The sequence below is a fragment of the Geodermatophilus sp. URMC 62 genome (assembly GCF_052931475.1).
On sequence record NZ_JBRFHY010000001.1, the window covers coordinates 2,933,818 to 2,958,167 of the forward strand.

General features: G+C 71.3%; 24 protein-coding genes. 12 read left to right on the forward strand and 12 right to left on the reverse strand.

What is annotated here, in order from left to right:
• Positions 1-67 precede the first annotated feature (67 nt).
• Both ACU616_RS14285 and ACU616_RS14290 read left to right on the forward strand, forming a co-directional pair.
• Positions 68-475 (forward strand): nuclear transport factor 2 family protein, encoded by a 408-nt coding sequence (locus tag ACU616_RS14285; protein WP_446759114.1) that lies wholly within the window; start codon positions 68-70, stop codon positions 473-475.
• A 6-nt stretch (positions 476-481) separates the two neighbouring features.
• Positions 482-1,333 carry an LLM class flavin-dependent oxidoreductase gene (locus ACU616_RS14290; protein WP_446759115.1) on the forward strand — a complete coding sequence of 284 codons (852 nt, stop codon included), beginning with the start codon at positions 482-484 and terminating at the stop codon, positions 1,331-1,333.
• Here ACU616_RS14290 and ACU616_RS14295 read toward each other — a convergent pair.
• On the reverse strand, positions 1,323-1,886 hold the full coding sequence (locus ACU616_RS14295; RefSeq protein WP_446759116.1) for a carboxymuconolactone decarboxylase family protein: 564 nt from the start codon (positions 1,884-1,886) through the stop codon (positions 1,323-1,325). The two genes, ACU616_RS14290 and ACU616_RS14295, sit on opposite strands and share 11 nt — an antisense overlap.
• 83 nt (positions 1,887-1,969) lie before the next feature.
• Between ACU616_RS14295 and ACU616_RS14300 the strand changes: the two genes are divergently transcribed.
• On the forward strand, positions 1,970-3,136 hold the full coding sequence (locus tag ACU616_RS14300; protein ID WP_446759117.1) for a CapA family protein: 1,167 nt from the start codon (positions 1,970-1,972) through the stop codon (positions 3,134-3,136).
• 59 nt (positions 3,137-3,195) lie between these two features.
• Positions 3,196-3,963: an SDR family NAD(P)-dependent oxidoreductase gene (locus tag ACU616_RS14305; RefSeq protein WP_446759118.1), complete on the forward strand. Its 768-nt coding sequence runs from the start codon at positions 3,196-3,198 to the stop codon at positions 3,961-3,963.
• A 220-nt stretch (positions 3,964-4,183) separates the two neighbouring features.
• Here the strand turns inward: ACU616_RS14305 and ACU616_RS14310 are convergent, their stop codons facing one another.
• The 6 genes from ACU616_RS14310 to ACU616_RS14335 all read right to left on the reverse strand — a co-directional run bounded on the left by ACU616_RS14310 (position 4,184) and on the right by ACU616_RS14335 (position 9,967).
• Positions 4,184-4,963, reverse strand: a complete 780-nt coding sequence (locus tag ACU616_RS14310) for an SDR family NAD(P)-dependent oxidoreductase (protein ID WP_446759119.1) — start codon at positions 4,961-4,963, stop codon at positions 4,184-4,186.
• 109 nt (positions 4,964-5,072) lie between these two features.
• Positions 5,073-5,582: a protocatechuate 3,4-dioxygenase subunit alpha gene (locus tag ACU616_RS14315; RefSeq protein ID WP_446759120.1), complete on the reverse strand. Its 510-nt coding sequence runs from the start codon at positions 5,580-5,582 to the stop codon at positions 5,073-5,075.
• Positions 5,583-5,587: 5 nt separating this feature from the next.
• Positions 5,588-6,283, reverse strand: coding sequence for a dioxygenase family protein (locus tag ACU616_RS14320; RefSeq protein ID WP_446759121.1), 696 nt, complete (start codon positions 6,281-6,283; stop codon positions 5,588-5,590).
• 58 nt (positions 6,284-6,341) lie between these two features.
• On the reverse strand, positions 6,342-7,859 hold the full coding sequence (locus tag ACU616_RS14325) for a class I adenylate-forming enzyme family protein (protein ID WP_446759122.1): 1,518 nt from the start codon (positions 7,857-7,859) through the stop codon (positions 6,342-6,344).
• Positions 7,860-7,868: 9 nt separating this feature from the next.
• Positions 7,869-8,693 carry a hypothetical protein gene (locus ACU616_RS14330; RefSeq protein ID WP_446759123.1) on the reverse strand — a complete coding sequence of 275 codons (825 nt, stop codon included), beginning with the start codon at positions 8,691-8,693 and terminating at the stop codon, positions 7,869-7,871.
• Between the two features lie 11 nt (positions 8,694-8,704).
• Positions 8,705-9,967, reverse strand: a complete 1,263-nt coding sequence (locus tag ACU616_RS14335) for a cytochrome P450 (RefSeq protein ID WP_446759124.1) — start codon at positions 9,965-9,967, stop codon at positions 8,705-8,707.
• 98 nt (positions 9,968-10,065) lie between these two features.
• Here ACU616_RS14335 and ACU616_RS14340 point away from each other — a divergent pair, with 98 nt between their 5' ends.
• Entirely contained in the window at positions 10,066-10,803 is a 738-nt protein-coding gene (locus ACU616_RS14340; protein ID WP_446759125.1) for an alpha/beta fold hydrolase, read from the forward strand.
• Between the two features lie 97 nt (positions 10,804-10,900).
• The gene (locus ACU616_RS14345; protein WP_446759126.1) at positions 10,901-11,698 is read left to right on the forward strand and encodes a Crp/Fnr family transcriptional regulator; all 798 of its coding nucleotides are present in this window, start codon (positions 10,901-10,903) and stop codon (positions 11,696-11,698) included.
• A gap of 27 nt (positions 11,699-11,725) precedes the next feature.
• Here ACU616_RS14345 and ACU616_RS14350 read toward each other — a convergent pair whose 3' ends face one another.
• Together ACU616_RS14350 and ACU616_RS14355 are read right to left on the reverse strand one after the other, a co-directional pair.
• Positions 11,726-14,713, reverse strand: coding sequence for a BTAD domain-containing putative transcriptional regulator (locus ACU616_RS14350; protein ID WP_446759127.1), 2,988 nt, complete (start codon positions 14,711-14,713; stop codon positions 11,726-11,728).
• A gap of 116 nt (positions 14,714-14,829) precedes the next feature.
• On the reverse strand, positions 14,830-16,056 hold the full coding sequence (locus tag ACU616_RS14355) for a cytochrome P450 (protein WP_446759128.1): 1,227 nt from the start codon (positions 16,054-16,056) through the stop codon (positions 14,830-14,832).
• A 183-nt stretch (positions 16,057-16,239) separates the two neighbouring features.
• Between ACU616_RS14355 and ACU616_RS14360 the strand changes: the two genes are divergently transcribed.
• From ACU616_RS14360 to ACU616_RS14380, 5 genes are all read left to right on the forward strand, one after another.
• Entirely contained in the window at positions 16,240-16,644 is a 405-nt protein-coding gene (locus tag ACU616_RS14360) for a nuclear transport factor 2 family protein (RefSeq protein ID WP_446759129.1), read from the forward strand.
• A 159-nt stretch (positions 16,645-16,803) separates the two neighbouring features.
• A complete protein-coding gene (locus ACU616_RS14365; protein WP_446759130.1) occupies positions 16,804-18,099 on the forward strand; it encodes an acyl-CoA dehydrogenase family protein in 1,296 nt (431 codons plus the stop codon).
• Positions 18,100-18,116: 17 nt separating this feature from the next.
• Entirely contained in the window at positions 18,117-18,380 is a 264-nt protein-coding gene (locus ACU616_RS14370; RefSeq protein WP_446759131.1) for a 4Fe-4S dicluster domain-containing protein, read from the forward strand.
• A gap of 95 nt (positions 18,381-18,475) precedes the next feature.
• Entirely contained in the window at positions 18,476-18,880 is a 405-nt protein-coding gene (locus tag ACU616_RS14375; RefSeq protein WP_446759129.1) for a nuclear transport factor 2 family protein, read from the forward strand.
• 155 nt (positions 18,881-19,035) lie between these two features.
• Positions 19,036-20,262 carry a cytochrome P450 gene (locus ACU616_RS14380; protein WP_446759132.1) on the forward strand — a complete coding sequence of 409 codons (1,227 nt, stop codon included), beginning with the start codon at positions 19,036-19,038 and terminating at the stop codon, positions 20,260-20,262.
• Between the two features lie 76 nt (positions 20,263-20,338).
• Here the strand turns inward: ACU616_RS14380 and ACU616_RS14385 are convergent, their stop codons facing one another.
• Both ACU616_RS14385 and ACU616_RS14390 read right to left on the reverse strand, forming a co-directional pair.
• Positions 20,339-21,385: a hypothetical protein gene (locus ACU616_RS14385; protein ID WP_446759133.1), complete on the reverse strand. Its 1,047-nt coding sequence runs from the start codon at positions 21,383-21,385 to the stop codon at positions 20,339-20,341.
• A gap of 88 nt (positions 21,386-21,473) precedes the next feature.
• Positions 21,474-22,871 carry an FAD-dependent oxidoreductase gene (locus tag ACU616_RS14390; protein ID WP_446759134.1) on the reverse strand — a complete coding sequence of 466 codons (1,398 nt, stop codon included), beginning with the start codon at positions 22,869-22,871 and terminating at the stop codon, positions 21,474-21,476.
• 110 nt (positions 22,872-22,981) lie between these two features.
• Between ACU616_RS14390 and ACU616_RS14395 the strand changes: the two genes are divergently transcribed.
• The gene (locus tag ACU616_RS14395) at positions 22,982-23,308 is read left to right on the forward strand and encodes a hypothetical protein (RefSeq protein WP_446759135.1); all 327 of its coding nucleotides are present in this window, start codon (positions 22,982-22,984) and stop codon (positions 23,306-23,308) included.
• 18 nt (positions 23,309-23,326) lie between these two features.
• On the opposite strand, the gene ACU616_RS14400 is transcribed toward ACU616_RS14395, so the two are convergent.
• Positions 23,327-24,187 carry a hypothetical protein gene (locus ACU616_RS14400; protein ID WP_446759136.1) on the reverse strand — a complete coding sequence of 287 codons (861 nt, stop codon included), beginning with the start codon at positions 24,185-24,187 and terminating at the stop codon, positions 23,327-23,329.
• Positions 24,188-24,350 lie beyond the last annotated feature (163 nt).

The window sequence follows — 24,350 nt, forward strand, 5'->3', positions numbered from 1 at the left end:
ATCCCGGTGCGGCTCTCGTTCGTAGTGTCCGCCCAGGTCCCGGACTACAGAACTGGAGTGCACACCCATGCTCACGCCTCTCGAGACGGTCACCACCTACTACGCGCGCATCGACGCGGGTGACCTGGACGGTGCCTTCGAGCTCTTCGACGAGAACGCCTCCGTGCGCTTCGGGGACAACGCCCCGATCGAGGGCCGCGGGAGCATCGCGGCGCACGTGAAGGGCATGGTGGTCCCGGTCGCCAAGGAGATCGAGCACCGGGTGGTCACCAGCTACGAGGTGCCGACCGGGGACACCACGACGGTCATCGCCGAGGCGGTGGTGACCTACACGATGCGGCACTCCGGCAACGTCCACCCGCACAACGCCGTCACCATCAGCGAGGTGGACGGCAAGGGGCGCATCGTCCGTCAGCGCAACGTCGGGAACCTCGGGCCGGTCATCGCTGACCACAAGGCCCACGCGCCGAGCTGAGCCGACGTGGACATCTCGGTAGGCCTGCCGTCGCACGTGCCGGGCGCCCGGCGGGAGGACGTCCTCGCCTGGGCGCGGCGCGCCGAAGAGCTGGGGTTCGCCAGCCTCGTGGCCACGGACCGGTTCGCCTGGAACCAGCTGGAACCGCTCAGCGTCCTCGCTCTCGCCGGCGCGGTGACCGAGCGCATCCGGCTGCGCACCAGCGTCCTCCTGCTGCCCAACCGTGGCCCCGCCGGCCCGCTGGCCAAGCAGCTCGCCTCCCTGCAGGTGCTGCTCGGCGGTCGGCTGGAGCTCGGCGTCGGCGTGGGTGACCGGGAGGTGGACTACCGCCTGGCCGGCGCCGAGCACCCGGGGCGGCACCGCCGCCTCGAGACCATGCTCGAGGAGATGACCGCGATCTGGGCCGGCGACGGCGAGTACGAGGTCATCGGCCCCCGGCCGCCGTCGGCGATACCGATCCTGATCGGCGGGTCCGGCGAGAAGGCCTGGGAGAGGGTCGCCCGGTACGGCGCCGGGTGGACGTTCGCGGTCGGCAGGCCGGACGACTTCGCGACGGGTGCGGAGGCCGTCGGCGCGGCATGGGCCCGGCACGGCCGCACGGGGCGACCCCGGCTCTACGCACAGCGGTACTTCAATCTCGATCCGGGCCGGCGGACCGCTGCCGAGGCGTTCCTGCGCCAGTACTTCGCGTTCCTCGGGCCCGCGGCCGAGTACCTGGTGGCCGGCGCCCCGCTCGACGAGCAGGAGGCCACCGGCGTCGCGGGGGCCTTCCGCGCCGCCGGAGCCGGCGAGCTCACCCTCCTGCCGACCAGCTGCGACCTCGATGAGCTCGACCGCCTCGCGGAGCTCATGCTCTGAGCGGCGCCCAGTCGTCGAGGTGGGGCGCGTACTTCGGCTCCACCTCGACGCCCAGCGCCTGCAGGATCCTGGCGGTGGCCTCGTACTGGGCGACGGCCACGACGATCTCCATGGCGCCGGAGCGGCCCAGCCGCTCTTCGACGGCCGCGAACTCCTCGTCCGAGAGCCGGAGGTCGTGGACGCCCTCGACCGCCGCCAGCACCGCACGCTCGTCGGCGTCGAACTCCTCGGAGCCGCGCCAGGTCGCCAGCGCACCGATCTGGGCCTCCGTCACGCCCGCCGTCACGGCCATGGGGCGGTGGTGGCTCCACTCGTAGGCCGAGTCGACCAGCTGGGCCACCCTGAGGACGGCGAGCTCGCGCAGGCGCCGCGGGGTCGTCCCGGCGTGCCGCAGGTGCTGGGGTAGGGCCCGGTAGGCGACCAGCAGCTCGGGCGCGTTCGCGAGCGCCCGGTACAGCGCGATCGGTTCCCGCTGCTCGGCGGCGAAGGAGTCGAAGACCCCGTGGCGGATCGCCTCGGGATCGTCATCGGGGACCAGGGGAACGCGAGTCATGCCGACCAGCCTCGCCCAGTGACCGGCGCCTCGGCAGGACGGAAGTCACTGAGTCCCCGCAGGTTGGCGGATTCACTGCGGCCGTGAGCCACGGAACCGTAGACCTGAGAGCAGCCGGCGACGTCTTCAGCGACATGGAGAACGGCGAGGCGGCGTTCGCGCCGGTGAAGCCGGTCCTCGAGCCAGGAGACGTCGTCCTCGGCAACTGCGAGGGCGTGTACTCCGACCGGCCGGCCAAGGCGCCGACGCACAAGCACTACATGGGCTCCACGGTCGACCGGGCGGCGCCGCTCGGGTCCGCCGGGTTCACCGTGATGAGCTCGTCCAACAACCACGCGCTCGACGGTGGCTACGTCGGGCTGGACGACACCCGGGCGACGCTCGAGGGCCTCGGGATCGACGTCTTCGGTGCCGGCGCGAACCTGGAGGAGGCCGTCCGGCCCTACGTGACCGAGCACAACGGCGTCCGGGTCGCGCTCGTCGGCTTCAGCACCGTGATGCCGAAGGGCTACGAGGCGCGGGCCAACCGACCCGGGCTCGCTCCGCTGCGCGTGACGACGTCCTACCTCGACCCCGACGAGAACTTCTGGGAGCCCGGCATCCCCCCGCTGATCACCACCGCGGTGGTCCCCGAGGACCTGGAGCGCTGCCGGGCCGCGATCGCCGCCGCCCGGGAGCAGGCCGACGTCGTCGTCGTCTCGATGCACTGGGGCTACTCGCACGTCCTCGAGCAGCTGATGGACTACGAGCCCCGCCTCGCGCGCGACGCCGTCGACCACGGTGCGGACGTCGTGCTCTGCACGCACCACCACGCCCTCCGACCGGTGGAGTGGTACAGCGGTCGGCCGATCTTCTACGGCACGGGAGCGCTCGTGCACCACTTCGTCGGGCCGTCGGTGACCCCGCAGATGCGGGCGAACTCGATGCGGCGCTACGGCGAGCTGTCCTCCATGCGCCCGCCGGCGGAGGAGTTCGAGCTGTGGCCCTTCGCCGAGGAGGCGCGCCGGTCGATGGTCGTGGCCCTCACCCTGCAGAAGGGGGAGCGGCCGGTGGCCGAGGCAGGCTTCTTCCCCGTCCAGATGCTGGCGGACGGCAGCACGACGGCGTTGGGTCCCGACGACGAGCGGGCCGCCACGACGGTGGAGTACGTCGAGCGCATGTCGGCCGACCAGGGGTTCGCGGCGGCGTTCGAACGCACCTCGCGCGACGGCTGGGCCTACGTGCGCATCACGGATCCCGCGGCGGAGTAGGTCGGGCTGTCGGGACCTGGGTCACAGCCCGGCCCACACCCCGTACCTACGGTGACGCCATGTCTGGACGTCTGACAGGAAGAGTCGCCGTCATCACCGGAACCGGTGGGGGACAGGGGCGTGCGGCCGCGCTGCTCTTCGCCCGGGAGGGCGCGGTCGTCGTCGGGTGCGACGTCAAGACCGACGGCGGTGAGGAGACGGTCGAGCTCGTGCGCGCGGCCGGCGGGACGATGACGTCGACGCACCCGATCGACCTCGCCGACCGCGCCGCTGTCGACGCCTGGATCGGGGGCGCCGTCGCCGAGCACGGGCGGATCGACGTCCTGTACAACAACGCCGCACGAGCGGTCTTCGGCTCCATCGCCGACATGCCGGTGGAGACCTGGCACGAGGCCTTCCGGAACGAGCTCGACCTCGTCTTCCACGTCACCCAGGCGGTCTGGCCGCACATGGTCGCCGGCGGCGGAGGGGCGATCCTGAACACCGCGTCCATGCAGGGGATCAACGCGATCCGGGCCGCCTCCGGAGGCTTCGCCCACGCCGCGACGAAGCACGGCGTGATCGGGATGACGCGCGAGCTCGCCAGCGAAGGGGGCCCCGTCGGTATCCGCGTGAACTCCGTCAGCCCCGGGCTGATCCTCACGCCGGCGACCGCGGACATCACGGAGGTGGCCGGGGCCGTCGAGGGTTTCCTCGACCACCAGATCATCAAGCGGGCCGGCGAACCCGAGGACGTCGCCCGCGCCGCCCTGTTCCTGGTCTCGGACGAGGCCTCCTTCATCACCGGGGAGAACCTGGTCGTGGACGGCGGGTACACCGTCGTCTGACGCGATGAGCAACTGCTCACGGGAGGCGGCCGCCCCTTCAGTCAGCCAGGTGCTGCACGGTGAGCGCGCGTCGTACGTCTCCGACGACGGCGCCGCCGGGCCGACCGCTCTCCCACGAGGCGCTGGGCCGGTCCCGGACCCCGGACCGGGTGGCCCCGACGGACGAGGAAGGGCCGGACAGCTGTCCGGCCCTTCCGTTGAATCCCCTGTGCGGAGTGGCTCAGACGAACCGGTCGCCGCCGCCGACGTAGAGCTGCTGGCCGGTGACGAACGCGGAGCCCTCGCTGCCGAGGTAGGCGACCGCGTCGGCGATGTCGGCCGGTTCGCCGCGGCGCGGGACGCACTGGAACGCGACGGTCTGGCCGATGAACTCGTCGGTGTCCTCGCGCATGGTGAGCACGTGCTCGGTGGCGATCAGTCCGGGGAGGACGCAGTTCGCGGTGACGCCGTGCGGGCCGCCTTCGCGGGCGAGCACGCGGGTGAACCCGATGATGCCGTTCTTGCTGGCGATGTAGGCGGACTGCCCCGGGAGACCGAGCATGACCGTCCCCGAGGAGATGGTGACGATCCGGCCGTACTGCTGCTGCTTCATGAACGGCATGGCCGCGTGGGCGGCGGTGAAGGTGCCACCGAGGTTGACGTCCACGACCTGGCGCCACTGCTCGAGCGTCATCTCCGCGAAGTCGACCCACGGGAAGATCCCGGCCATGGTGACCAGGACGTCGACGGAGCCGGCCTGGGTGTTGAAGTCAGCGGTCGCGGCCTTGATGGCTGCTTCGTCGGTGACGTCGGCGGCGTAGCCGAACGCGGTGTGGCCCTGCTCCTGCAGTCGCTTCACGGCGCTGTCGACGGCGTCCTGCTTCAGGTCGATGAGGCCGACCGTCGCGCCCTCCGCGGCCATCCGGGCGGCGCAGGCGTAGCCCAGCCCGTTGGCGCCCCCCGTCACCAGGGCGCTGCGGCCCTCGAAGCGCCCGGTGGCGACGTGGTAGTTGGTGGTCATGCTGCCTCCTGGCAAGAGTGACGAACTGCGCTGCGAAGCCTCGTGAGGCGCTGGGGGTGCGGCAGTGACCTCGGTCCGACGCGGTCGGCGGGCAGAAGCCACGGTCGGGTCAGAAGTCGAAGAAGACGGTCTCGCCCTCGCCCTGCAGGCGGACGTCGAAGCGGAGGGCTCCGTCGTCCTCCGGCGTGGCGATCAGCGTGTGCCGGCGGCTTTCGGGAACGCGCGCGAGGACGGGGTCGGCGGCGTTCGCCTCCACCTCGTCCGGGAAGTAGATCCGGGTCTCCGCCTGCTTCATGAGGCCACGGGCCCAGACGGTCGCGTGCACGTACGGCGCAAGGGTCGTGCCGTCGGGCAGCTGGAGCCCTTCCGTGGGCTTTCGGATCCACACCTGCCACTCGCCGAAGGCGTCGGTCCGGGCCCGGGTGAACTGATCGCCGAGCCACACCTCGACCAGCGCGTCCGGGTGAGCGAGGGGCTCGCCGTCGCCATCGAGGACCGAGCCCCGGATGTGGACGGCGCCCGGCTCGTCCGGCGCGACGGCACGTTCCATGCCCTTCTCGTACAGGGCGAAGCCGTACATCGGGCCGATCGTCTGCGATGGGGACTGCTGGCTGGTCATCGTCATCACCCGAGGAAGGGGGTCGCGCTGCTGCCGCGCAGCACGATGTCCCAGTTGTAGGAGAGGGCGGAGGTGTCCCCGCCGGAGGTCAGCGGAGTGGACTCGGTGTCGAAGGTGGCGACCAGACGGTCCCGGCCCTTCTGGTCCGCGATGGCCTCGATGATCGGATCGTGCTTGATCAGCGGGTCCCCGTCGAAGTAGCACTGCGTGATGAGCCTCTGGCTGAGGGTGCGCCCGAAGAGTGAGAAGTGGATGTGCGCCGGGCGGAACATCGTCCCCTTGGGCCCGGCGTAGGCCGCCGGCCGGATCGTCGTGAACGAGTAGTTGCCCATGCTGTCGGTCATGCAGCGTCCGGCGCCGGTGAAGTTCGGGTCGAGCGGCATGAAGTTCGGGTCCGCCTTGTCGACGTACCGGCCCGACGCGTTGGCCTGCCAGATCTCCACCAGGGTGTTGGGCACCCCGCGCCCGTCGCTGTCGAGCACCCGGCCGGTCAGCACGAGGCGCTGGCCCTGTGGGGGACCGTCGTGCTGGATGGTCAGGTCGTTGTCGGTCGGCTTGACGGAGATGTGCCCGAACGTCGGCCCGGTGAGGTCGTGGAACCACCCGCGAGGGAGCTGTACGAGCGGCTCGCGCGGGCTCCGCTTCCTCGTGATGACGTATTCGGGGTAGAAGTACGGCGGGTTGACGTCCGGCTCGCTCATGACCTCGGACGCTAGCCCCGTGCCGGTGCTGGAGCTGTGACCTTCGTCCTCCGCCCGGTCAGGCGGAGGACGTCCTCGTCAGCCGGTCGCGCACCTCACGGCGCAGCACCTTGCCGTAGGCGTTCGTGGGCAGCTCGTCGAGGAAGACGACCCGCTTCGGCTTCTTGAAGCCGGCGATCCGCGTCCGGCACCAGTCGATCAGCTCGTCGGCCGGGACGTCGGCGCCGTCCTCGCGCACGACGGCGGCCGTCACGCTCTCGCCCCACACGTCGTCGGGCTCACCGAAGACGACGACCTCCCGCACCCCCGCGTGCAGCAGCAGGGCGTCCTCGACCTCACGGGGGTAGATGTTCGTCCCGCCGGAGATGATGACGTCCTTGCTGCGGTCGAGGAGGGTCAGCCGCCCGTGCTCGTCGAAGCGCCCCACGTCGCCGGTGTGCAGCCAGCCGTTGCGCAGGGTGGTCTCGGTCGCCGCGGGGTTGCCCAGGTACCCGCTCATGACGGTGTCCCCCCGCACGCAGATCTCCCCGGTGGCGCCCAGGGGCAGCGGGCGGTCGTCGGGATCGAGGACCGCGACCTGCACACCCGGGTGCGGGACACCGGCCGAGATCAGCCGGTCGTCGTCGACGGGGCCTTCCGACAGGTCGAGGTAGGTGATCGTCATCGGCGACTCGCCCTGCCCGTAGATCTGCACGAACACGGCGCCGAAGCGGTCGACCATGCGCCGGGCGGAGTCCAGGTGCATGGGCGCGCCGCCATACACCGCCCGCCGGAGCGACGAGGTGTCCGCGCCCGTCTCCGCGTCGGCCTCCAGCAGCATGACGATCATCGTGGGTGCGAGGAAGGCGATGACCGTGACGCGCTCGCGTTCGATCAACCGGAGCACCTCGCCCGGGACGAACGAGGACCCGCTGTAGATCAAGTTCGTCGAGCCCCGGGCGATCGCGCCCAGGAGGTACAGGCCGCCGCCGTGCGAGAGCGGTGTCACGTGCAGCGCGACGTCGTCGGCCCGGTAGTCGCAGACGTCGGCCAGCTCGAGCCAGGTCATGGCCGTCAGGTTGCGATGGGTGAGCATCGCGCCCTTCGGACGACCCGTCGTCCCCGAGGTGTAGAAGAGCCAGGCCACCGCGTCGTCGGGGACGTCGGCCACCGGCTGGTCCGCGCTCCCGCCGGCGAGGAACCGGTCGAAGGCAGCGCCGATCTCCAGCGTGCGGACCCCGGCGTCCGCGGCGCCGGCCACCAGCGCCGCGCTCGCCGTGTCGTGGACCAGCAGGCGGGCCCCGCTGTCCTCCAGGACGACGGCGAGCTCGGGCCCGGCGAGCTTGGCGTTGACGGGCACGACCACCATGCCGGCGGCGAAGACGCCGTACATGGTGATGACGTACTCGGGGCAGTTCTTGGCGAACACCGCCACCCGGTCACCGGGTCGCAGGTCGCTCGACAGGAGCGCCGAGGCGAACCGGCGGACGGCGTCGTCCAGGTCCGCGTACGTCAGGGAGCGGTCGGCGTACCGCAGTGCGGTGTGCCCGGCGTGCAGCCGGCGTGCCCCCGTCAGGGTGCTGGCGATGTTCGGCATCCGCGGCTGTCAGCGCTCGGTGACGGCAGGGCACACCAGGGCCACGAGGGCGCCGCCAGGCGCGCGCACCCAGACGGTGCTGGAGCCCGCTCCCCCGACGACGGGGGAGACGTCGGAGTAGCCGGCATCGCGCAGCCGCTCGCAGATCTGCTCCCGCGACGCCTCGTCGGCGACGTCGAGGCCGATGTGGTGCGGCGTCCCGACGGCGTACGTCCAGGTGCCCGGTGCCCGGTAGGGCTCGTGCAGGAGCTCGACCCCGGCTCCGTCCGAGAACTGGTAGTAGCCGGAGGCGAGGTCCTGCTCGAGGTGCGTGCCGCCGAAGAGCTCCAGCAGGAACGAGTGGGTCTCCCGGACGTCCATCAGCGAGATGGTCGCGCTGTGCAGACCCAGCACGGCGGAGGACGGGCCGGCGTCCCCCTGGCCGGAGGCCGGCCGATCGGTCTCGACGAGGGTGTACCGGATGCGGGACGGCGCCGTGAAGACGAGCCGCTTCGTGCCGTACACCTCGTCGACCTGGCTCTCGACGTGCGCGTCGTGCAGGCGCGCCTGCCAGGAGTCGAGCGACCCGGCGGGCACCGCGAGGTTGGGAGAGGTCGGACCGTTGCTGCCCTGGCGGCCGGTCGGCCCGTCGGCCCCGAGGCAGAAGGCGACGAGGAAGCCCTCGGACGGGGAACCGGAGAGCCCGAAGACGAGCTCCTCGCCCGGGAGGCCGCGCAGCGTCCGGGGCTCGCGGCTGACGAGCCGCAGTCCCAGGACGTCCTCGTGGAAGCGGATCTCCCGCTCCGCCTCCGAGGTGGAGTAGGCGAAGTGGTGGACGCCACGGATGCCGGTCATCTGCCGCTCCCTCACCACGTCACGCGCTGGTTGAGCATGGCCCGCACGGTCAGCGCCGGGAGGTAGTTGATCTTCTCCTCCAGGTCGGCCGTGAGACCGGGCAGCCGCCGGTAGAGCGTCTGCAGGGCGATGCGCGCCTCCGGCCGGGCCAGCGGGGACCCGATGCAGAAGTGGCGGCCGGTACCGAACGCCAGGTGGTCGCCGATGTTCGGCCGGTGGATGTCGTAGGCCAACGGGTCCGGGAAGACCGACGGGTCGGAGTTCGCGGCGGCGAGGGCCAGCAGAACCATCGAGCCGGCCGCCAGCGGGACGCCACCGATCTCCGTGTCGCGCGAGGTGCGCCGGAACAGGTGCAGGGCGATGCCGGACCGGCGCAGCGACTCCTCGACGACCTTGTCCCAGAGGGTCTCGTCGGCGCGGACCTGCTCGAGCACGGCGGGGTTCTCGGTCAGGTAGCGGACGGTGTTGCCGATCAGGTTCGCCGTCGTGTCGGTGCCGGCTGCCGTCATGGACACCATGTGGGCGAGCACCGCGTCGTTGCTGAGCAGGGGCTGGCCGTCGTCGTCGGTGACCGTCAGCATCGCCGAGGTCAGGTCGTCCTGGGGGTTCGCTCGCCGGTCGGCCACGAACTCGGAGAAGAACTCGTAGGCGCTGTACATCCGGGCGTAGGCGTCGACGACGTCGTCGTCGGGACGCGGCGACGTGCCGGGCTCGGCGTCGATCGGCGACATCAGGCCGAACACCTCGCCGATCCAGGCGTGGAAGCGGGGCAGGTGCTCGGGCGGCAGGCCGAGCATGTCGCCGACGACGGAGAGGGAGAGCTGGTAGGCGAAGTCCTGCATGAGGTCCATCTCGCCGCGGTCGGCGACGCCGTCGATCAGGGCCTCGGCCTTGGCCTCGATGCTCTCGGCGGCCTGGTTGACCCGCGGGCGGGTGAAGGCCTTCTGGGCGGTCTTGCGCTCGCGGGTGTGCACGGGCGGGTCGAGGTTGAGCAGGATGCCGCCGCCGATGACCAGCTGGGCGACCCGCTTCTGGTCCTCGGGGATGGTCGCAAGTGCCTCCACCGACGGCTCCAGCGCCTTGAAGGCACCGGATGAGAACGTCTCGAAGTCGGTCAGGACCGCGCGCACGTCCTCGTTGCGCAGGACGACGTGGGCGTTGAGAGGTGCGTGGAAGAAGACGGGGTTGTCCGCGACGTAGGGCTGCACGAACGCCACCGGGTCGTTCCTGTACTCGAGCGATTGCGGGTCGAAGCCGTCGGCGATCGTGGTCATGCTCACACGCTAAGAGGGCCGTTCCCGGCCGGTCGGTGACTTTGGTCCACGGACCTGGATCACTTCCGGCGACGGCCCTCGGGCCTAACGTCCGGTGGGTGGCCGACCCGCAGCGCAGCGACCCGAGCGTCGTCCTCCTCCCGCCCGTGGGCAACGACGCGCGGACGTGGGACGCCGTCGACCTGCCCGACGCCGCGCGGCTCCACCAGTTCCCCGGGTTCGGCCGGCCCAGGGCGGCGAGCCCCCTCACGATGGCCGGCCTCGCCGACGAGGTGGTGGCCGCTCATCCTGGACCGCTGCACCTCATCGGTGTCTCCATGGGAGGGATGGTCGCGTTGAACGCGGCCCTGCGGCATCCGGACCGGGTGGTGTCCGTCCTCGTCGCGTGCACGGGGGCGAGCGCCTCGCCGGCCGTGATGGAGCAGCGGGCCGTCGCCGCCGAGACCGGCGGGATGGCCGCCGTTCTCGAGGACACGTTGTCCCGCTGGTTCACGCCACAGGCCCTGGCGATGGCTCCCGCGCACCCCGGGGTGGCGTATGCCCGGGAGCTGCTGCTCGGCCTCGACCCCGCGGCGTTCGCCGCCGGGTGGCGGGCGATCGCGACGCACGACACCGCTCCCCGGCTCGGAGACCTGGGGATGCCGGTCACCGCGGTGGCCGGCGGGCAGGACCAGGCGTCGCCGCGGAGCCGGTCGGAGGAGATCGCGTCGCGCGCGCCGCGCGGCCGTCTGGTCGTCGTCGACGAGGCACCGCACATGATCCAGCTGGAGCAGCCCGCCGCCCTGGGCCGGGTCATCGCCGAACACCTGGAGTGGTCGGCCGGCCGCCCCGGCTGAGCGCAGCCCGCCTGCGCGGCGGCATTTCGCTGTCGTTCACATCACATGCGGACCATTCGCCGTGACCGCAGTCACGGACCGAATGGATGGCACCGCGATGGCCCTGTCGATGCTGACTCCGCCCGCACGTCCCCTGCCCGCGCGTTCCCTGCAGGCGCTCGTGCCGCCGGGTCCCGCACCGTTCGCCGCGATCTCGCCCGCGGCGCGCGAGGCCTGGGGGAGGACGACCCTCGCGTCCCTCTCGCCGGAGGTCACCAGGACGATCCTGGCGCAGGCGGTCGAGACGAGGTTCCAGGCGGGCGAGGTGCTCTACCGCGGTGCTCATCACGCCGAGACCGCCGTCCTCGGGGTGGTCGTCGAGGGTCTCCTGCGCTTCTCCATCCACACGCCCGACGGCCGGTCGATGACCGTCCGGTACGCCGGCCCTGGCGAGCTGATCGGTGTGCGCGGGCTGGCGCTGGGATCCACCACCGGACCGGCAGTGCAGCGCTACGGCGGGCGCGCGCTGAACGGGGAGGCACTCCACGACACCACCGTGCTGCTGCTCAACCGCGACGCGGTCACCGGGATCGCCCGCCGGCGGGCGGACGTGTCCTGGGCGCTGACCCAGGAGATCGCCCAGCAGGCCATGCGCGACCAGGAGCTGATCGCGACCAACGTGTTCAGCCCGATCCGCACGCGGGTGGCTCGCCACCTGCTGATGCTCGGGATGAGGCACGGACGGGAGCTGGTCCTTCGGGCGAGCCACCAGGAGATCGCCGACGCCATCGGCTCCGTGCGCGAGGTGGTGTCCCGAGCGCTCTGCCGCTTCCAGGACGAGGGGCTCGTCCAGCGGCGCGGCCGGCTCCTGGTGCTCACCGACCCGAGGGCCCTCTACCAGGCGTCGCTGGCCTGATCCGCCGGTCCGGCGCCCGATCGCGCCTCAGCGACGCAGCTTCTCCAGGAGCTGCCGCGTGCTCGCCGACGGGGTCGTGCCGACCTCGCTCAGCGCCCGCTCGCACGCGCGGTAGACCTCGATGACGCCGTCGCGATCACCGAGCATGCCGGCGACCTGCATGAGGGTCTGCCACGCGCCCTCCCGGTAGGGCTCCGCGCGCAGGACGGACTCGGCATGGGTCCGCGCCTCGGGGTAGCGCTCGGCGGCGAGGGCGAGCTGGGCGGCCTCGGCGTGGGCGTCGGTGAGCAGCGCCGCCATCCATTCCCTGCGCTCGTCCGCCCAGGCGCCCCGGATCGTGGGCAGGTAGTCGCCGGCGTCCGCCATCTCCAGCGCCGAGACGATGGCCCGCAGGCGCTCCGGCCCCGGGAGGTGCCGGGCGGTCCGGAGCCGCCGGTCGAGCTCGACCGACTCGCTGGTGACCGCCAGCGCGCTCGAGAGGGTGATCTCGTCGCCGTCGGTGCCCACCGCCGCCTCCTCCGGCAGTGCCCGGTTGAGCCGGCTGCGGGCCTGGCGCAGATAGGCCTGGGCGGATCGGTCCGTGTTCTCGAAGAGCGCTTCCATCACCTGCCTGCGGCGCGCACGGCCGCCCCGGGCGAGGAGGAAGGCGAGGAGCTCGAGGCTCTTCCGGATGCCCGTCGGCACCGGCACCCCGTCGACGAGGAGGTCGACCGAGCCGAACTCCCGCAGCAGCACCGACGAGGGCGCGGCCAGTCGTCGGTCGCTCCTGCCCCGAGCGTGGAGCGCGCGGCCGAGGTCGTGCCAGGCCGAGGTCGCCGACGACTCGGCGTCGATGCGCCGCGACACGACGGCCGGCAGCAGGGACAGCGCCTCGAGCAGCAGGAAGGTGGATCCCTGGGCCCGGGCCGCCTCGAGCGCGACGTCGGCCGCGGCATCGGCGGCCTCCGGGTCACCCAGCCGCCATTCGGCCTCGGCGAGGAACACGGCGGCAGCGGGGAGCTCGAGGAGGAGGTCGGCGTTCCGCATCGTCGTGACGGTGGACCGCAGGACCGCGGCGGCACGCTCGTCCTCGCCCGCGAGCAGGAGAGCGAGCCCCCGCCACGTGTCGGCCCGCTGGTCCAGCGGGCTGGCGCCGATCGACGCCCTGATGCGGTCGAAGGCGGCGAGTGCGGCCAGCGCTCCGGCGTGGTCCCCGTCCAGGCGGAGCGCCATCTTGGCCCGAAGGGTCAGGCACCCGATGCGGGCGAAGGGAGCGCCCCTGCGGTGGACCTCCTCGTCGTACTCGTCCAGCGCGGCGCGCGCCTCGTCCCGCCTGCCGGCGTCGAGGAGCAGGTCCGGTGCGGCCTCGAGCACGAGCAGGGACCGTGCTCCCCAGCTGGTGAGCCGTTCGTACATCTCGAGTGCCTGCTCGGTGTGACCCAGTGCCCGGGCAGCGAGCAGCCGCGAGCCCGCGAACTCCCACTCGTTCCACGCCGATCCGACCGCCCGCTCGATCTCGGCGATGCGGCCGTGGAAGTACTTCCCCACGAGCAGCGACGGGTAGTCGGCGCCCTGGCTCAGGGGCGGCAGCTCGTAGGAGCTGGGGGAGGCGTCGTGCGTGTACATCGACGCGACGTACTCGGCGACGCTGCGCGCCGGCCCTGCGGGCGCGGCGGCGATGACGGCGTGCAACTTGTCCGCCTCGAAGGAGGCGGCGTAGCACAGGGTCATCAGGACGACGGCCCGGGCGGAGGTCCGGGCCAGCTCGTCGCGCAGGCCGCGCGTGGCCAGGCTGTCGGCGTACGCGGCTCCGCGCGTGAACTCCTCCTCCGCCACCGACAGCATCAGGTGGCCCAGGCTGAGCGCGAACGGATCGTGTGCCGCGGCGGTGGGCTCGAGGGCCTCGAGCCAGCGTTGCGCCTGACGGAAGTCGAGACGCTCGATGACCGAAGCGAGCGCGCGGGATGCGGGAGCGAGCGCGATCTCGGGTGCGCCGGCCGCGATGAGCACCTCGGTCGCGTCCTCGTCGCGGCCCTCGGACGCGAGCAGCCGGCCGTAGCGCACGCGGAGCTGACGGACGGCGTCGACGGGCCGGCGCTCGAGCAGCTCCGTGAGGTACTCGCGGAACCGTGGATGACAACGGAGGACGTGCGCTCCCGGCCAGGTCACCGGTAGCGCGCGAGTGCGCAGTGACGCCATCCGGGCGCCGGCGTCGCTGATGCCCAGGGCGGTCGCCCGGCCCGGCGTCACCTCGTCGAGCAACGCGGTGTCGACCAGGAAGTCCCGGTCGCGGGGGTCGAGCTGGTCGAGGATGTGGGCCGACAGGTAGCCGTACAACGGGTCCGCCTCGCCTCCGATACCCGGGAGGTGCTCGGCCGACCGCCACGCCTCGAAGAGGACACCGGTGACCCAGCCGCCGGTCTCCTCGACGGCATGCCGTGGGTCGACGCCGGAGACGCCGCGCCGTGCCAGTGCTCCGGCGGCCTCCTCCGCCGTGAACGCGAGCGCCGACTCCCCGAGGTAACCGACGGCCAGGCCGGTCGGGTCGAGGCGACCCGCGGGGAGGAACTGCCGGCTGAGCAGCACCAGCCGCAGCCCGGTCCCCGCATGGCGGACGAAGGAGTCGAGCACCGCCCATGCCTCGGCGTGGTCCCGCAGACGCTCCAGCTGGTCGAGCACGACGACCAGTGGCTCCTCCTCGATCGAGGAGGACAGCAGACCGGCGGCCTCCGCGTGGGGGACGTTGCCGGACATCGCGCTGACCGCGACGCCTGCCTTCTCGGGCAGCGCGTGCCCGATCGCGGCGTCCAGGTACGTCACGAGCCGGCCGGGCGCCACGTCCGTGTCGTCGAGGGAGAGCCAGGCGACCGGCTGCCGGAGGTGCCCGACCGCCGCCGCGACGGCGGTCGTCTTGCCGGCTCCCGCCGTGCCCACCACGAGGACCACCTGGTGACGGGCGATCAGCTCGCCCAGTCGCCGCTCGACCCGTGCGCGAGGGACGACCTCTGGCGGGATCGTCGGGACGAGCAACTTCATGCGGATGTACGCATGAGTGGACGGGGCGGACAACGGTGGCTCCCCTGGCGGTGGCGACGTGATCGTCGAGCGTACCGAGCGGCTGCCAAGGAAGGCTGCTCGGCCGGGCGTCGGCCTCAGGAAGGCGCGGGCGCGGCGACCTGCACGCGGATCGGGAGCGAGGTGAATCCCGCGAGGATGACCCCCGTCGTCTCCTCCGGGGCACCGTCGAGGCTGATCTCCCTGGTGGCGGCGAGGAGCTCCTCCAGGACGACCCGCAGCTCCAGCCGGGCCAAGGGGGCGCCGAGGCACTTGTGGATGCCGGACCCGAAGGTCAGGTGCTTGTTGGGGCTGCGGTCGATGATGCAGCTGTCGGGGTGCTCGAAGACCTCCGGGTCACGGTTGGCCGCGGCGTAGTTCAGGGCGACGAGCTCGCCGGCCCGGATCGTCCGGCCGTGCAGCTCGATGTCGGTCGTGGCGCGGCGCCCGAGTTCGGGCAGGGGAACCTCCAGGCGCAGGAACTCCTCGATGGCCGTGGGGATGAGGTCGGGCTGTCGCCGGAGCCGCATCTGGATGTCGGGGTTGGTGGCCAGCCGGTAGATGGCGGCGCCGAGGGCGTCGGCGCTGGTCGCGTGCCCGGCAGCGATCATCTGCACGCCGATGCCGATGACGGTCTCGTCCGAGAGGGGGGCTCCGTCGACCTCCATGGCCATCGCGCCGCTGAGCAGGTCCAGGTCAGGGTCCAGCGGCTCCTGCCGGCGCTGCGCGACGACCTGCGCGATGTAGGTGGCGAGCGTCCCGAAGATGACGGGGGCCACCTTCATCGGGTCCCACCCCGACTCCTCGAACTGGGCCATCTGGGCGATGAGGTCGCGGGAAGCCTCGTCCGGGAGGTTCATCAGGGAGGCCAGCGTCCGGGCCGGCAGTACCTGGCACACGGACCCCACGACGTCGGAACGCCCGGTCTCGAGGAGCGGCGCCAGCTGCTCACGGGTGTAGGAGCGGATCAGCGGTTCGAGCCGGTCCATCCGGTCCTTGGTGAAGTAGCGGTTCAGCATGCGACGGAAGACCGTGTGCTCGGGCGGGTTGAGCGTGATGGGGATCTGCTTGCCGCCCCCGGGAAGGGCCAGGGTGAAGAACTCACCGGACTCGAACGTCCCCGGCTGCCGCGCCGCCTCGGTCACGTCGGCGAAGCGCGTCAGCGTCCACTGGCCGGCGTAGTCGTTGGTCCAGGCGACCGGGCACTCCTTCCGGAGCCGGTCGTACTCGGCCAGTCGCTGGGGCGATCGGCTGCCTGCCCCGCGACTGTTGCCGCCTCGGTCCTGGTCCGGCTCCCAGTCGGATGCACGCTTCTCGGTCGTCATGCCCGGACGCTGTCACGTTCGGGTACGGCGTCCAGTGACCGAGGTCACCGGACGGCGCCGGCTCCACTCGGGCCGACGCCCGGCGCGGCGGTCCGGGGACTTGGGTCACAGCACCACCGGCTGTCGATGCGACAGCCTGGGACCGACATTGCTTGTGCGAGACAGGAAGCGAGTACCGCCATCATGGCTGACAAGAGCGTGCAGGAGAGCAACAAGGAAGTCGTCCGGAACTTCGTCGAGACGCTGCTGAACGGCCGGGACCCGGAGAAGGCCTCCGAGCTCATGGGGGACCGCTACATCCAGCACGTCCACGGGGTGGCCGACGGGCGCGAGGCGTTCCTGAAGGACATCCACGAGGGCTTCCTGGACAACTTCCCCAACGCCAAGATCGACATCAAGCGTCTGATCGCTGACGACGACCTGGTGGTCTGCCAGTCGCACATCGTGCTGAACTCGGCCGACCCCAAGGACCTCGGTCTGAACTCCTTCGACATGTGGCGGCTGGAGAACGGCCGCCTCGTCGAGCACTGGGTGGCCGCGTCGCCGATCCCCGACACCGACCCGGTCAACTCCAACACCCCGTTCTGAGCCTCCCGGAACCGCCGGCCCGACGTGGTCCGGTGCCCCGCCTGCGGGCGGAGCACCGGACCTCTTCGCGTCCGCCGCACGCCGGGAACGCAGGAGATCGGTTGTGCGCGAGAGACCCAAGTCACTGACGGTCGTCCTCCGCGGCCCGAAGCTCCGGGCATGACTGCGACACAGCCGGCTCTCCGGACCACCTCCGCATCCCAGGCGGGTAACGAGTCGGGCAGCGACATCCCGACGCACGACGAGCTGATCGAGCGCGCCCGAGCCCTGGGTCCCTTCCTCGTCGAGCGCCAGGAGGAGACGGAGCGGAACACCCGCCCTGGTGAGGACATCCACCAGGCGTTCCTCGACAACGGCTTCTACAAGGTCCTCACGCCGAAGCGCTACGGCGGTTACCAGAAGAACGCCTGGACCTTCCTCCGGCTCGCGATCGAGCTCGCCCGCTACAACCCCTCGGCCGCGTGGTCCTTCACGCTCGGCCACAGCCACGCCTTCACCGCGGCTGCCTTCTTCTCCCCGGAGGCGCAGGACGAGCTGTTCGGTGACGACGGCTACCTCCACGCGGCGTCCTTCGCCTTCCCCCGGGGCGAGGCCCGCCGGGTCGACGGCGGCTACATCATCAACGGCGCCTACCCCTACGGCTCCGGTTCGGCGTTCTCGAACTACTACATGGGCGTCGTGCCGGCCCCGGCGGGGTCGCCGCACGCCCCGGAGGGCGCCCCCATCTCCTTCGTGGCGAAGCGCGCCGACTACACCATCGGCGACGACTGGGGCGCGGTGCTGGGGATGCGCGGGAGCGGCTCGGCCACCGTGACCATCACGGACGCCTTCGTCCCCGACCACTGGGTCATCGGTCAGCCGTTCACCGCGCTCGGCGCCTACGGCGGCAGCACCCCGGGCTCGGTGTACCACGACGATCCGACGTACGCGATGCCGCAGCTGGCGTTCGCCACCACCTACCCGCCGGCGCTCGTCATTGGCATGGGCCTGGGGGCGCTGGACACCTACGCGGAGGTCATCAAGAAGAAGGCTCCGGAGCGCATCCCCGGGATCAGCGACGCGGCGACGATGGCCGCCAAGGTGAAGGCCGAGGTGCCCGAGTACCAGCGCGTGTTCGGGCTCGCCTCCATGGAGATCGAGGCCGCCGAGGCGCTCATGAAGAGCGTCTGCGACGGGCTGGCCGAGATGGGTGCGAAGGGCTCCGTGGACCCGGAGCAGAACGTCTCGCTGGGTCTGCGCACCGGCTACGCGGGCCGCCTGGTCTGGAACGCCGTCAACGAGCACCTGTGGCGGACCGGCGGCAGCTCGCAGGCGCTCGACAGCGCCAAGATGCAGCGCTACTTCCGCGACATCGCGACCTGGTACACCGCGCCGGGCAACGGGCAGCGCGACAGCATGGCGCAGATGTACGGCATGGTGAAGCTCTTCGGGCCGCCGGCTCCGCCCGAAGCCTGAGGGACGAGGAACGATCGATGACGTATGTGATCACGTCGGCCTGCATCGAGACCAAGGACGGCGCGTGCGCCGCCGTCTGCCCGGTGGACTGCATCCACCCGACCAAGGACGAACCCGGCTACGCCGAGGCGACCCAGCTCTACATCGATCCGGACGAGTGCATCGAGTGCGACGCCTGCGTGGGGGCCTGCCCCGTCGACGCGCCGTTCGCGGAGGAGAACCTCCCTCCCGACCTCAGGCAGTTCATCCAGATCAACGCTGACTGGTACAAGACCCGTTAGGCCCGGGACGTGTCGGTCGCAGCCTCGGCGGGTGCCGATCCGACACCTCCACCATCCACACCACCTGTGTGAACGAGAGAGCGAGTACCGCCATCATGGCTGACAAGAGCGTGCAGGAGAGCAACAAGGAAGTCGTCCGGAACTTCGTCGAGACGCTGCTGAACGGCCGGGACCCGGAGAAGGCCTCCGAGCTCATGGGGGACCGCTACATCCAGCACGTCCACGGGGTGGCCGACGGGCGCGAGGCGTTCCTGAAGGACATCCACGAGGGCTTCCTGGACAACTTCCCGAACGCCAAGATCGACATCAAGCGTCTGATCGCTGACGACGACCTGGTGGTCTGCCAGTCGCACATCGTGCTGAACTCCGCCGACCCCAAGGACCTCGGTCTGAACTCCTTCGACATGTGGCGGCTGGAGAACGGTCGCCTCGTCGAGCACTGGGTGGCCGCGTCGCCGATCCCCGACACCGACCCGGTCAACTCCAACACCCCGTTCTGAGCCGACCCACCGGGGGACACGGCCCGGTGCTCCGCGACCAGGGTGGAGCACCGGGCCGTGTCGCGTCCGGAACCGACCGGCGTCGGAGGGGCTGCTCCCCGAAGACGTGTGACTCGGGTCACTGGACGGCGTCGCGTCCTCGATAGCGTCGACCCATGACCGAATCCGATGCGCCAGGCAGTTCGACTCGATCGCCCGACTGGTTCCCCGAGGAGGACCGCGGAGGAGGCGCGCGGGGGAGCGGCAGCCGATCCGCGCAGCGGCTCGCCGAGTACCAGCGCCTGCGGGAGCAGTGCCCGGTCGCCTGGGCCGACGACCACGGTGGCTTCTGGACCCTGACGCGTCATGCCGACGTCAAGGAGGCGGCCCGCCAGCCGGGCACGTTCGCCTCCGGGGCGCCGTTCATCATGATGCCGAACTTCGGCGACCAGATACCCATCTCGCTCAACCCACCGGAGCACGCCGCCTACCGGAGACTGCTGAACCCCTACTTCTCCAGAGAGGCCATGGACCGCCTGGAGCCGACCATCCGGGGTTTCGTCGTCGAGGCGCTCGAGCCGCTGGTCTCGGCGGGGGAGGGGGACGTCGTCTCCGGGTTCTGCCAGCCGTTGCCCGCACGGGCCCTGGCCGCGCTGTTGAACCTGCCGGACGCCGCCTACATCGAGCTGATCGAGCAGATCGCCGGCTTCGAGCGGATGGGCTGGGACCCGGGCAAGGTCGGCGCCGTGATCGCCGAGGTCTTCGGCAACCACATCGGCCGGGTCGTCGCGGAGCGGCGGGCTCGACCGCTGGATCCCGGAACGGACCTGCTCAGCGGTGTGATGGCGGCAGAGGTCAACGGTCAGCCGCTGAGCGACGACATCGTGATCCAGATCGGTGTCCAGCTGATCGCGGCCGGGCACGCGACCACTGCCGACGCTCTCAGCGGGGTGATGTACCGGCTGGCCACGAACCCCGACATCCAGATGGAGCTGCGTCGCTACCCGGAGAAGATCCCCACCGCGGTGGAGGAGTTCCTCCGCATCGAGACGCCGCTGCCGGAGATCGCCCGCGACGCCACGCAGGACGTCGAACTGCACGGCCGCACGATCCGCGCCGGCGACCGCGTGGCGCTCAACTACGGGGCCGCCAACCGCGACCCCGAGGCATTCGAGCACCCGAGCGCCTGCATCATCGACCGGACGCCGAACGACCACCTCGCGTTCGGCAGCGGCATCCACAAGTGCCTGGGCGCTCCGCTGGCGCGGTTGGAGCTGCGGCTGGCGCTCGAGGAGGTCCTGTCCCGGACCTCGGAGATCTCGCTGGCGGGCCCGGGCGTCCAGACCACCGGGCTCATCCTCACCGGCTTCACGAGCCTGCCGCTGCGGTTCAAGACGCCTTGAGCGTTCGCCCGGGAGGGCCACTGACGACGAGGTGCCCCGGACCGCAGGTCCGGGGCACCTCGTTCGTCCTGGGGCGTCAGACGGAGACGGGGGCGCGCTCGTCGCTCGGGTGGACGCCGAACTGGTTGGTCTCCATGATCTGCGAGATCTTCCGGCCGACCGGAGTCGAGGTCAGGTTGACGCGCGTCTCCAGCAGCCAGGCCTTGTAGCCGGGCTGCACGTCCTCCTCGGGCCCCTGGTGGAAGACGCCCTTGGGGACCCAGGTGACGGTGCCGGGGGTGTCGATCGCACCCCACGGCGTCGGGCCCGCCGCGTAGCAGATGACCTCGTCGTAGTCGACGTTGTGGTGCACCGGCGGGCGGTCGCTGCGGCGGCTGTTGATGCCGAAGACGAGGTCACGGTCGCCGACGGAGCCGAAGAGTCGAGCCGGCTGGAGGCCGCCGCGATCGACCGAGAGACCGTGGACGTCCTCGATGTTGAGGCGGATGACCGGCGGGGCTCCCTTCACGTCGAGGCAGGGGAGCGGGTCGTGGTCGAAGAAGTAGGAGGTCAGCCCGTCGTGGTGGCGGTAGATGACCTCGTACTCGCCATCGACCGGGCCTCCAGGGCGACCGTGCGGCTTCGCGACGTCGAGGTGCAGGTCCGGGTTGAACGACCCGGGCGCGTTCTCCGGGTCGAGCGTGATCTCGCTCTCCGTCGTGATGATGACCTCGTGCAGCGGACCGGTCAGCGAGTTCCAGCGGTAGGCGATGCCGCGCGGGATCCGCACGAAGTCGCCGGCGCGGACCTGCAGCACGCCGACCATCGTGTCGAGTTCCCCGCCGCCGTCGACGACGAAGTGGAGCTCGTCGGACTCGGCGTTCTTGAGGGCGTGCGCCGGCGGGGCGGACAGCCGGTTCACCTCGATGGCCAGGCCTTCGCCAGTGAGGATCGGAACAGGCAGGGCGCGAGTCCCCACGAACGTGTCGTCGCCGAGCTCCCAGGTCTGGAAGCGGCGAGGGAGGTAGGTGCCCTCCGCCCTGATGAAGTCCGGCAGGTACTGGGCCCGGATGATCGTGGTGAAGGGTCCGCCGAATCCGGCACGCGAGTAGAGCTCGACGTTGACCCCTGGTTCTGCAGACATGGGTACCTCCGTGGTGGACGAGGCTGCTTCCGGGACGTTAGGAAGAGCGACCGGGCGATGCTGTGACTGAAGTCCGAGCGAGGCGCCCTCAGGCCCCCGACTCGGTGCCGGCCGCGAACAGGTCCTCGCGGCGCACGAACTTGACCCGGGGACGGCTCGACTCCTTGCCCGCCGCGACCTCCCCGCGATCGATCGCCTGCCAGCCCTGCCAGTCGACGGTCGAACGGGCGCGGGAGAGCAACATGGCCGCGCTGGTGGCGGGCTCGAACGAGGCACGCGGGTTCAGGTGCCCGCCGTCCCGGTCGGCGAGGACGGCGGTGACCGTGTCCGACGCGCACTTCTTGTTGGTGCCGATGACGCCGGAGGGACCCCTCTTGATCCAGCCGACGACGTACTCGCCGCGCCGGACCTCTCCCTCCTCCACCAGGCGGCCGTCGGTGTTGGGGATGCAACTGGAGCGGTCGTCGAAGGGCAGCCCCGGGATGGGCCGGCCGCGGTAACCGATGGCGCGGACCACCAGGCCGCAGTCGATGACCTGCTCCTCGCCGGTCGGTACGGCGCGCAGCACGCCGTCGGCGGCGAGCTCGATGCGGTTGCGGCCGACCCGCAGCCCGGCCACCGGCCCGTCGGCACCGTCGCCCAGGACCTCCAGCGGCGACCACAGGAACGAGATCGCCAGGCGCCTCCGCCCCGGCTGCACCTCCCGACCGGCGATCTCGCGCAGCACCTCCACGTTCTGCTGGGTCGTCGCGCTCGCGGACGTCAACGACGCCGCGCTGTGCTCGTCGAGGTCGAGGTCCCGCGGATCGACGTGGACGTCGACCCCCGGCAGTTTCGCGATCTCGCGGATCTCCGGGGTGGTGAAGGCCGCCTGGGCCGGTCCGCGGCGCCCGAGGACGACGATCTCCTCGATGGCCGACCGTTCGAGCACCTCGATGGCGTGGTCGGCGATGTCCGTGGAACGCAACTCGTCGACGTCGAGCGCGAGGATCCGTGCGACGTCCATGGCCACGTTGCCGTTGCCGATGACGACGGCGCGACGGGCGGAGAGGTCGTACCGGTCCTCGGCGGCGTCCGGATGACCGTTGTACCAGGCGACGAACCCGGTGGCACTCACCGAACCGGGCCGGTCCTCGCCGGGGATGCTCAGACGGCTCGAGTCGGGCATGCCTGTGGCGTAGACCACCGCGTCGTAGTGTGCGAGGAGGTCCTCGCGGGTGACGTTGTCCCCGAGGGTGAGCCCTCCGAAGAACCGGAACCCCTCGCGCGCCGCGACCTTGTCGAAGACCCGCGTCACGGCCTTGATGTTCGGGTGGTCGGGGGCCACGCCGGCGCGGACCAGGCCGAAGGGGGTGGGGAGCGAGTCGACCATGTCCACCGTGAAACCCGCGTCGAGCAGTTGGGCCGCCGTGTAGAAGCCGGACGGTCCTGCGCCGACCACGACCGCAGCGGGCCGCCTCGCCTCGGGGCCTGATGAGCTGACCATGCGCGGACTGTAGGTCGAGGAGGGGCGCTCCCGACGTGACCTGGGTCCGGTGCTGCGCACAGATCCTCGACGAGGATCCCCCGGGCCGCCGACCGGCTAGATTCAGGCCCATGAAGACATGGAGTCTCACCGAGCTGGACGTCAAGCCGCACCGCCCCCTCGTGCTGGACTCCGCCGACGAGGGCCGGCTGATCGCCATCCACCTGCCGGCCGGCGAGGAGATGCGGGAGCATCGCGTGCACGAGCGGGCGTGGCTCGTCGTCGCCAGCGGGGCGGTCGAGATCCACGACGCGGACGGTCAGGCTGTGAGCGGCGGTCCCGGTCTGGTGACCGAGTTCGACCCCAAGGAGTCGCGCGCCGTGCGCGCCACCGAGGACGCCCGGATCCTGCTGCTCCTCGCCCCCTGGCCGGGCCAGGGGCATCCCAGCCGCGACTGAGCGGGCCGCCGCGCCTCCCTAGAGGCCCAGCAGCTCTCCCGCGCAGCGCTCCACCGGCCCCAGGACCTCGATGCCGGCGAAGAGCACGGCGAGCCCGACCGAATCGAGCAGTTGCTCGGTGGTCATGCCGAGCGCGCGGCCGAGCAGCACGTTCTCCCGGATGGCGTCCTCGTCCCCCCGCACCGTGCTGTGGTTCAGCAGCAGGTACGGGAGCATCTGCTTGGGGAGCGAGTCCTTGATGGCGTGCTCGTACCGGTTGCGGTAGGCCTTCAGCAGGCCGGGGCGGGTGCGCGCCAGCAGCCGCGCATAGCGGGGGACCTCGCCCAGGGTGGTGGTGTACCAGTCCATGAGCGCGTCGATGTCGGCCTGCGACGCCTCCCTCGAGCTGTAGTCCATCCCCGAGTCGAACCCGTTGGGGTCGAACTGCCAGTTCGGCGGGAACCGGTCGGTGACCGGGGGGTCGACGTAGTCGCGGAGGCTCTGTGCCTCGGCATAGGCGGCGTACATCCCCTGGTGACCGGAGTGGATGGCCGCCACCGACAGCGTGTCCAGGATGTCGCTCCGCTGGGCACCGTTGGACCGTCCGAGGCGGATCTCGTAGCCGATGCCCGCCTGGAAACCCTCGACCGTGTACCGGTGGATGGCCAGCATCTGGATCGGCACCTGGAACCGCGCGGCCTCCTCGCCGAAGAAGTGCCGGGACCTCGCCTTGTGCCGCTTGAGCACGTCGGGCCGGAACTCGATCCAGAACTCGAACGAATCGAGGCGGCCCTTCTTCGTCCGCTCGTACTCGGCGTGGAACGCCGCGATCTCCTCGGGTGTCGTCTCGTCGGGACGGGAGAGGTCGAGGCCGTCCTGAATCATGGACAAGCGAGTCATGGGTGGATCCTGCTGCTCCACGGGACGGGCGGCAGCGACCCAGGTCACCGGGCCGGGCCGTGCGCGGCCCGTCCGGCTGACGGTGCGGAGGCGCGTGACCCAGGTCACTGTTGACCGCCGCATACGTCTGGACCCTCCACCGCCAACGGCCGGACACCTTGGC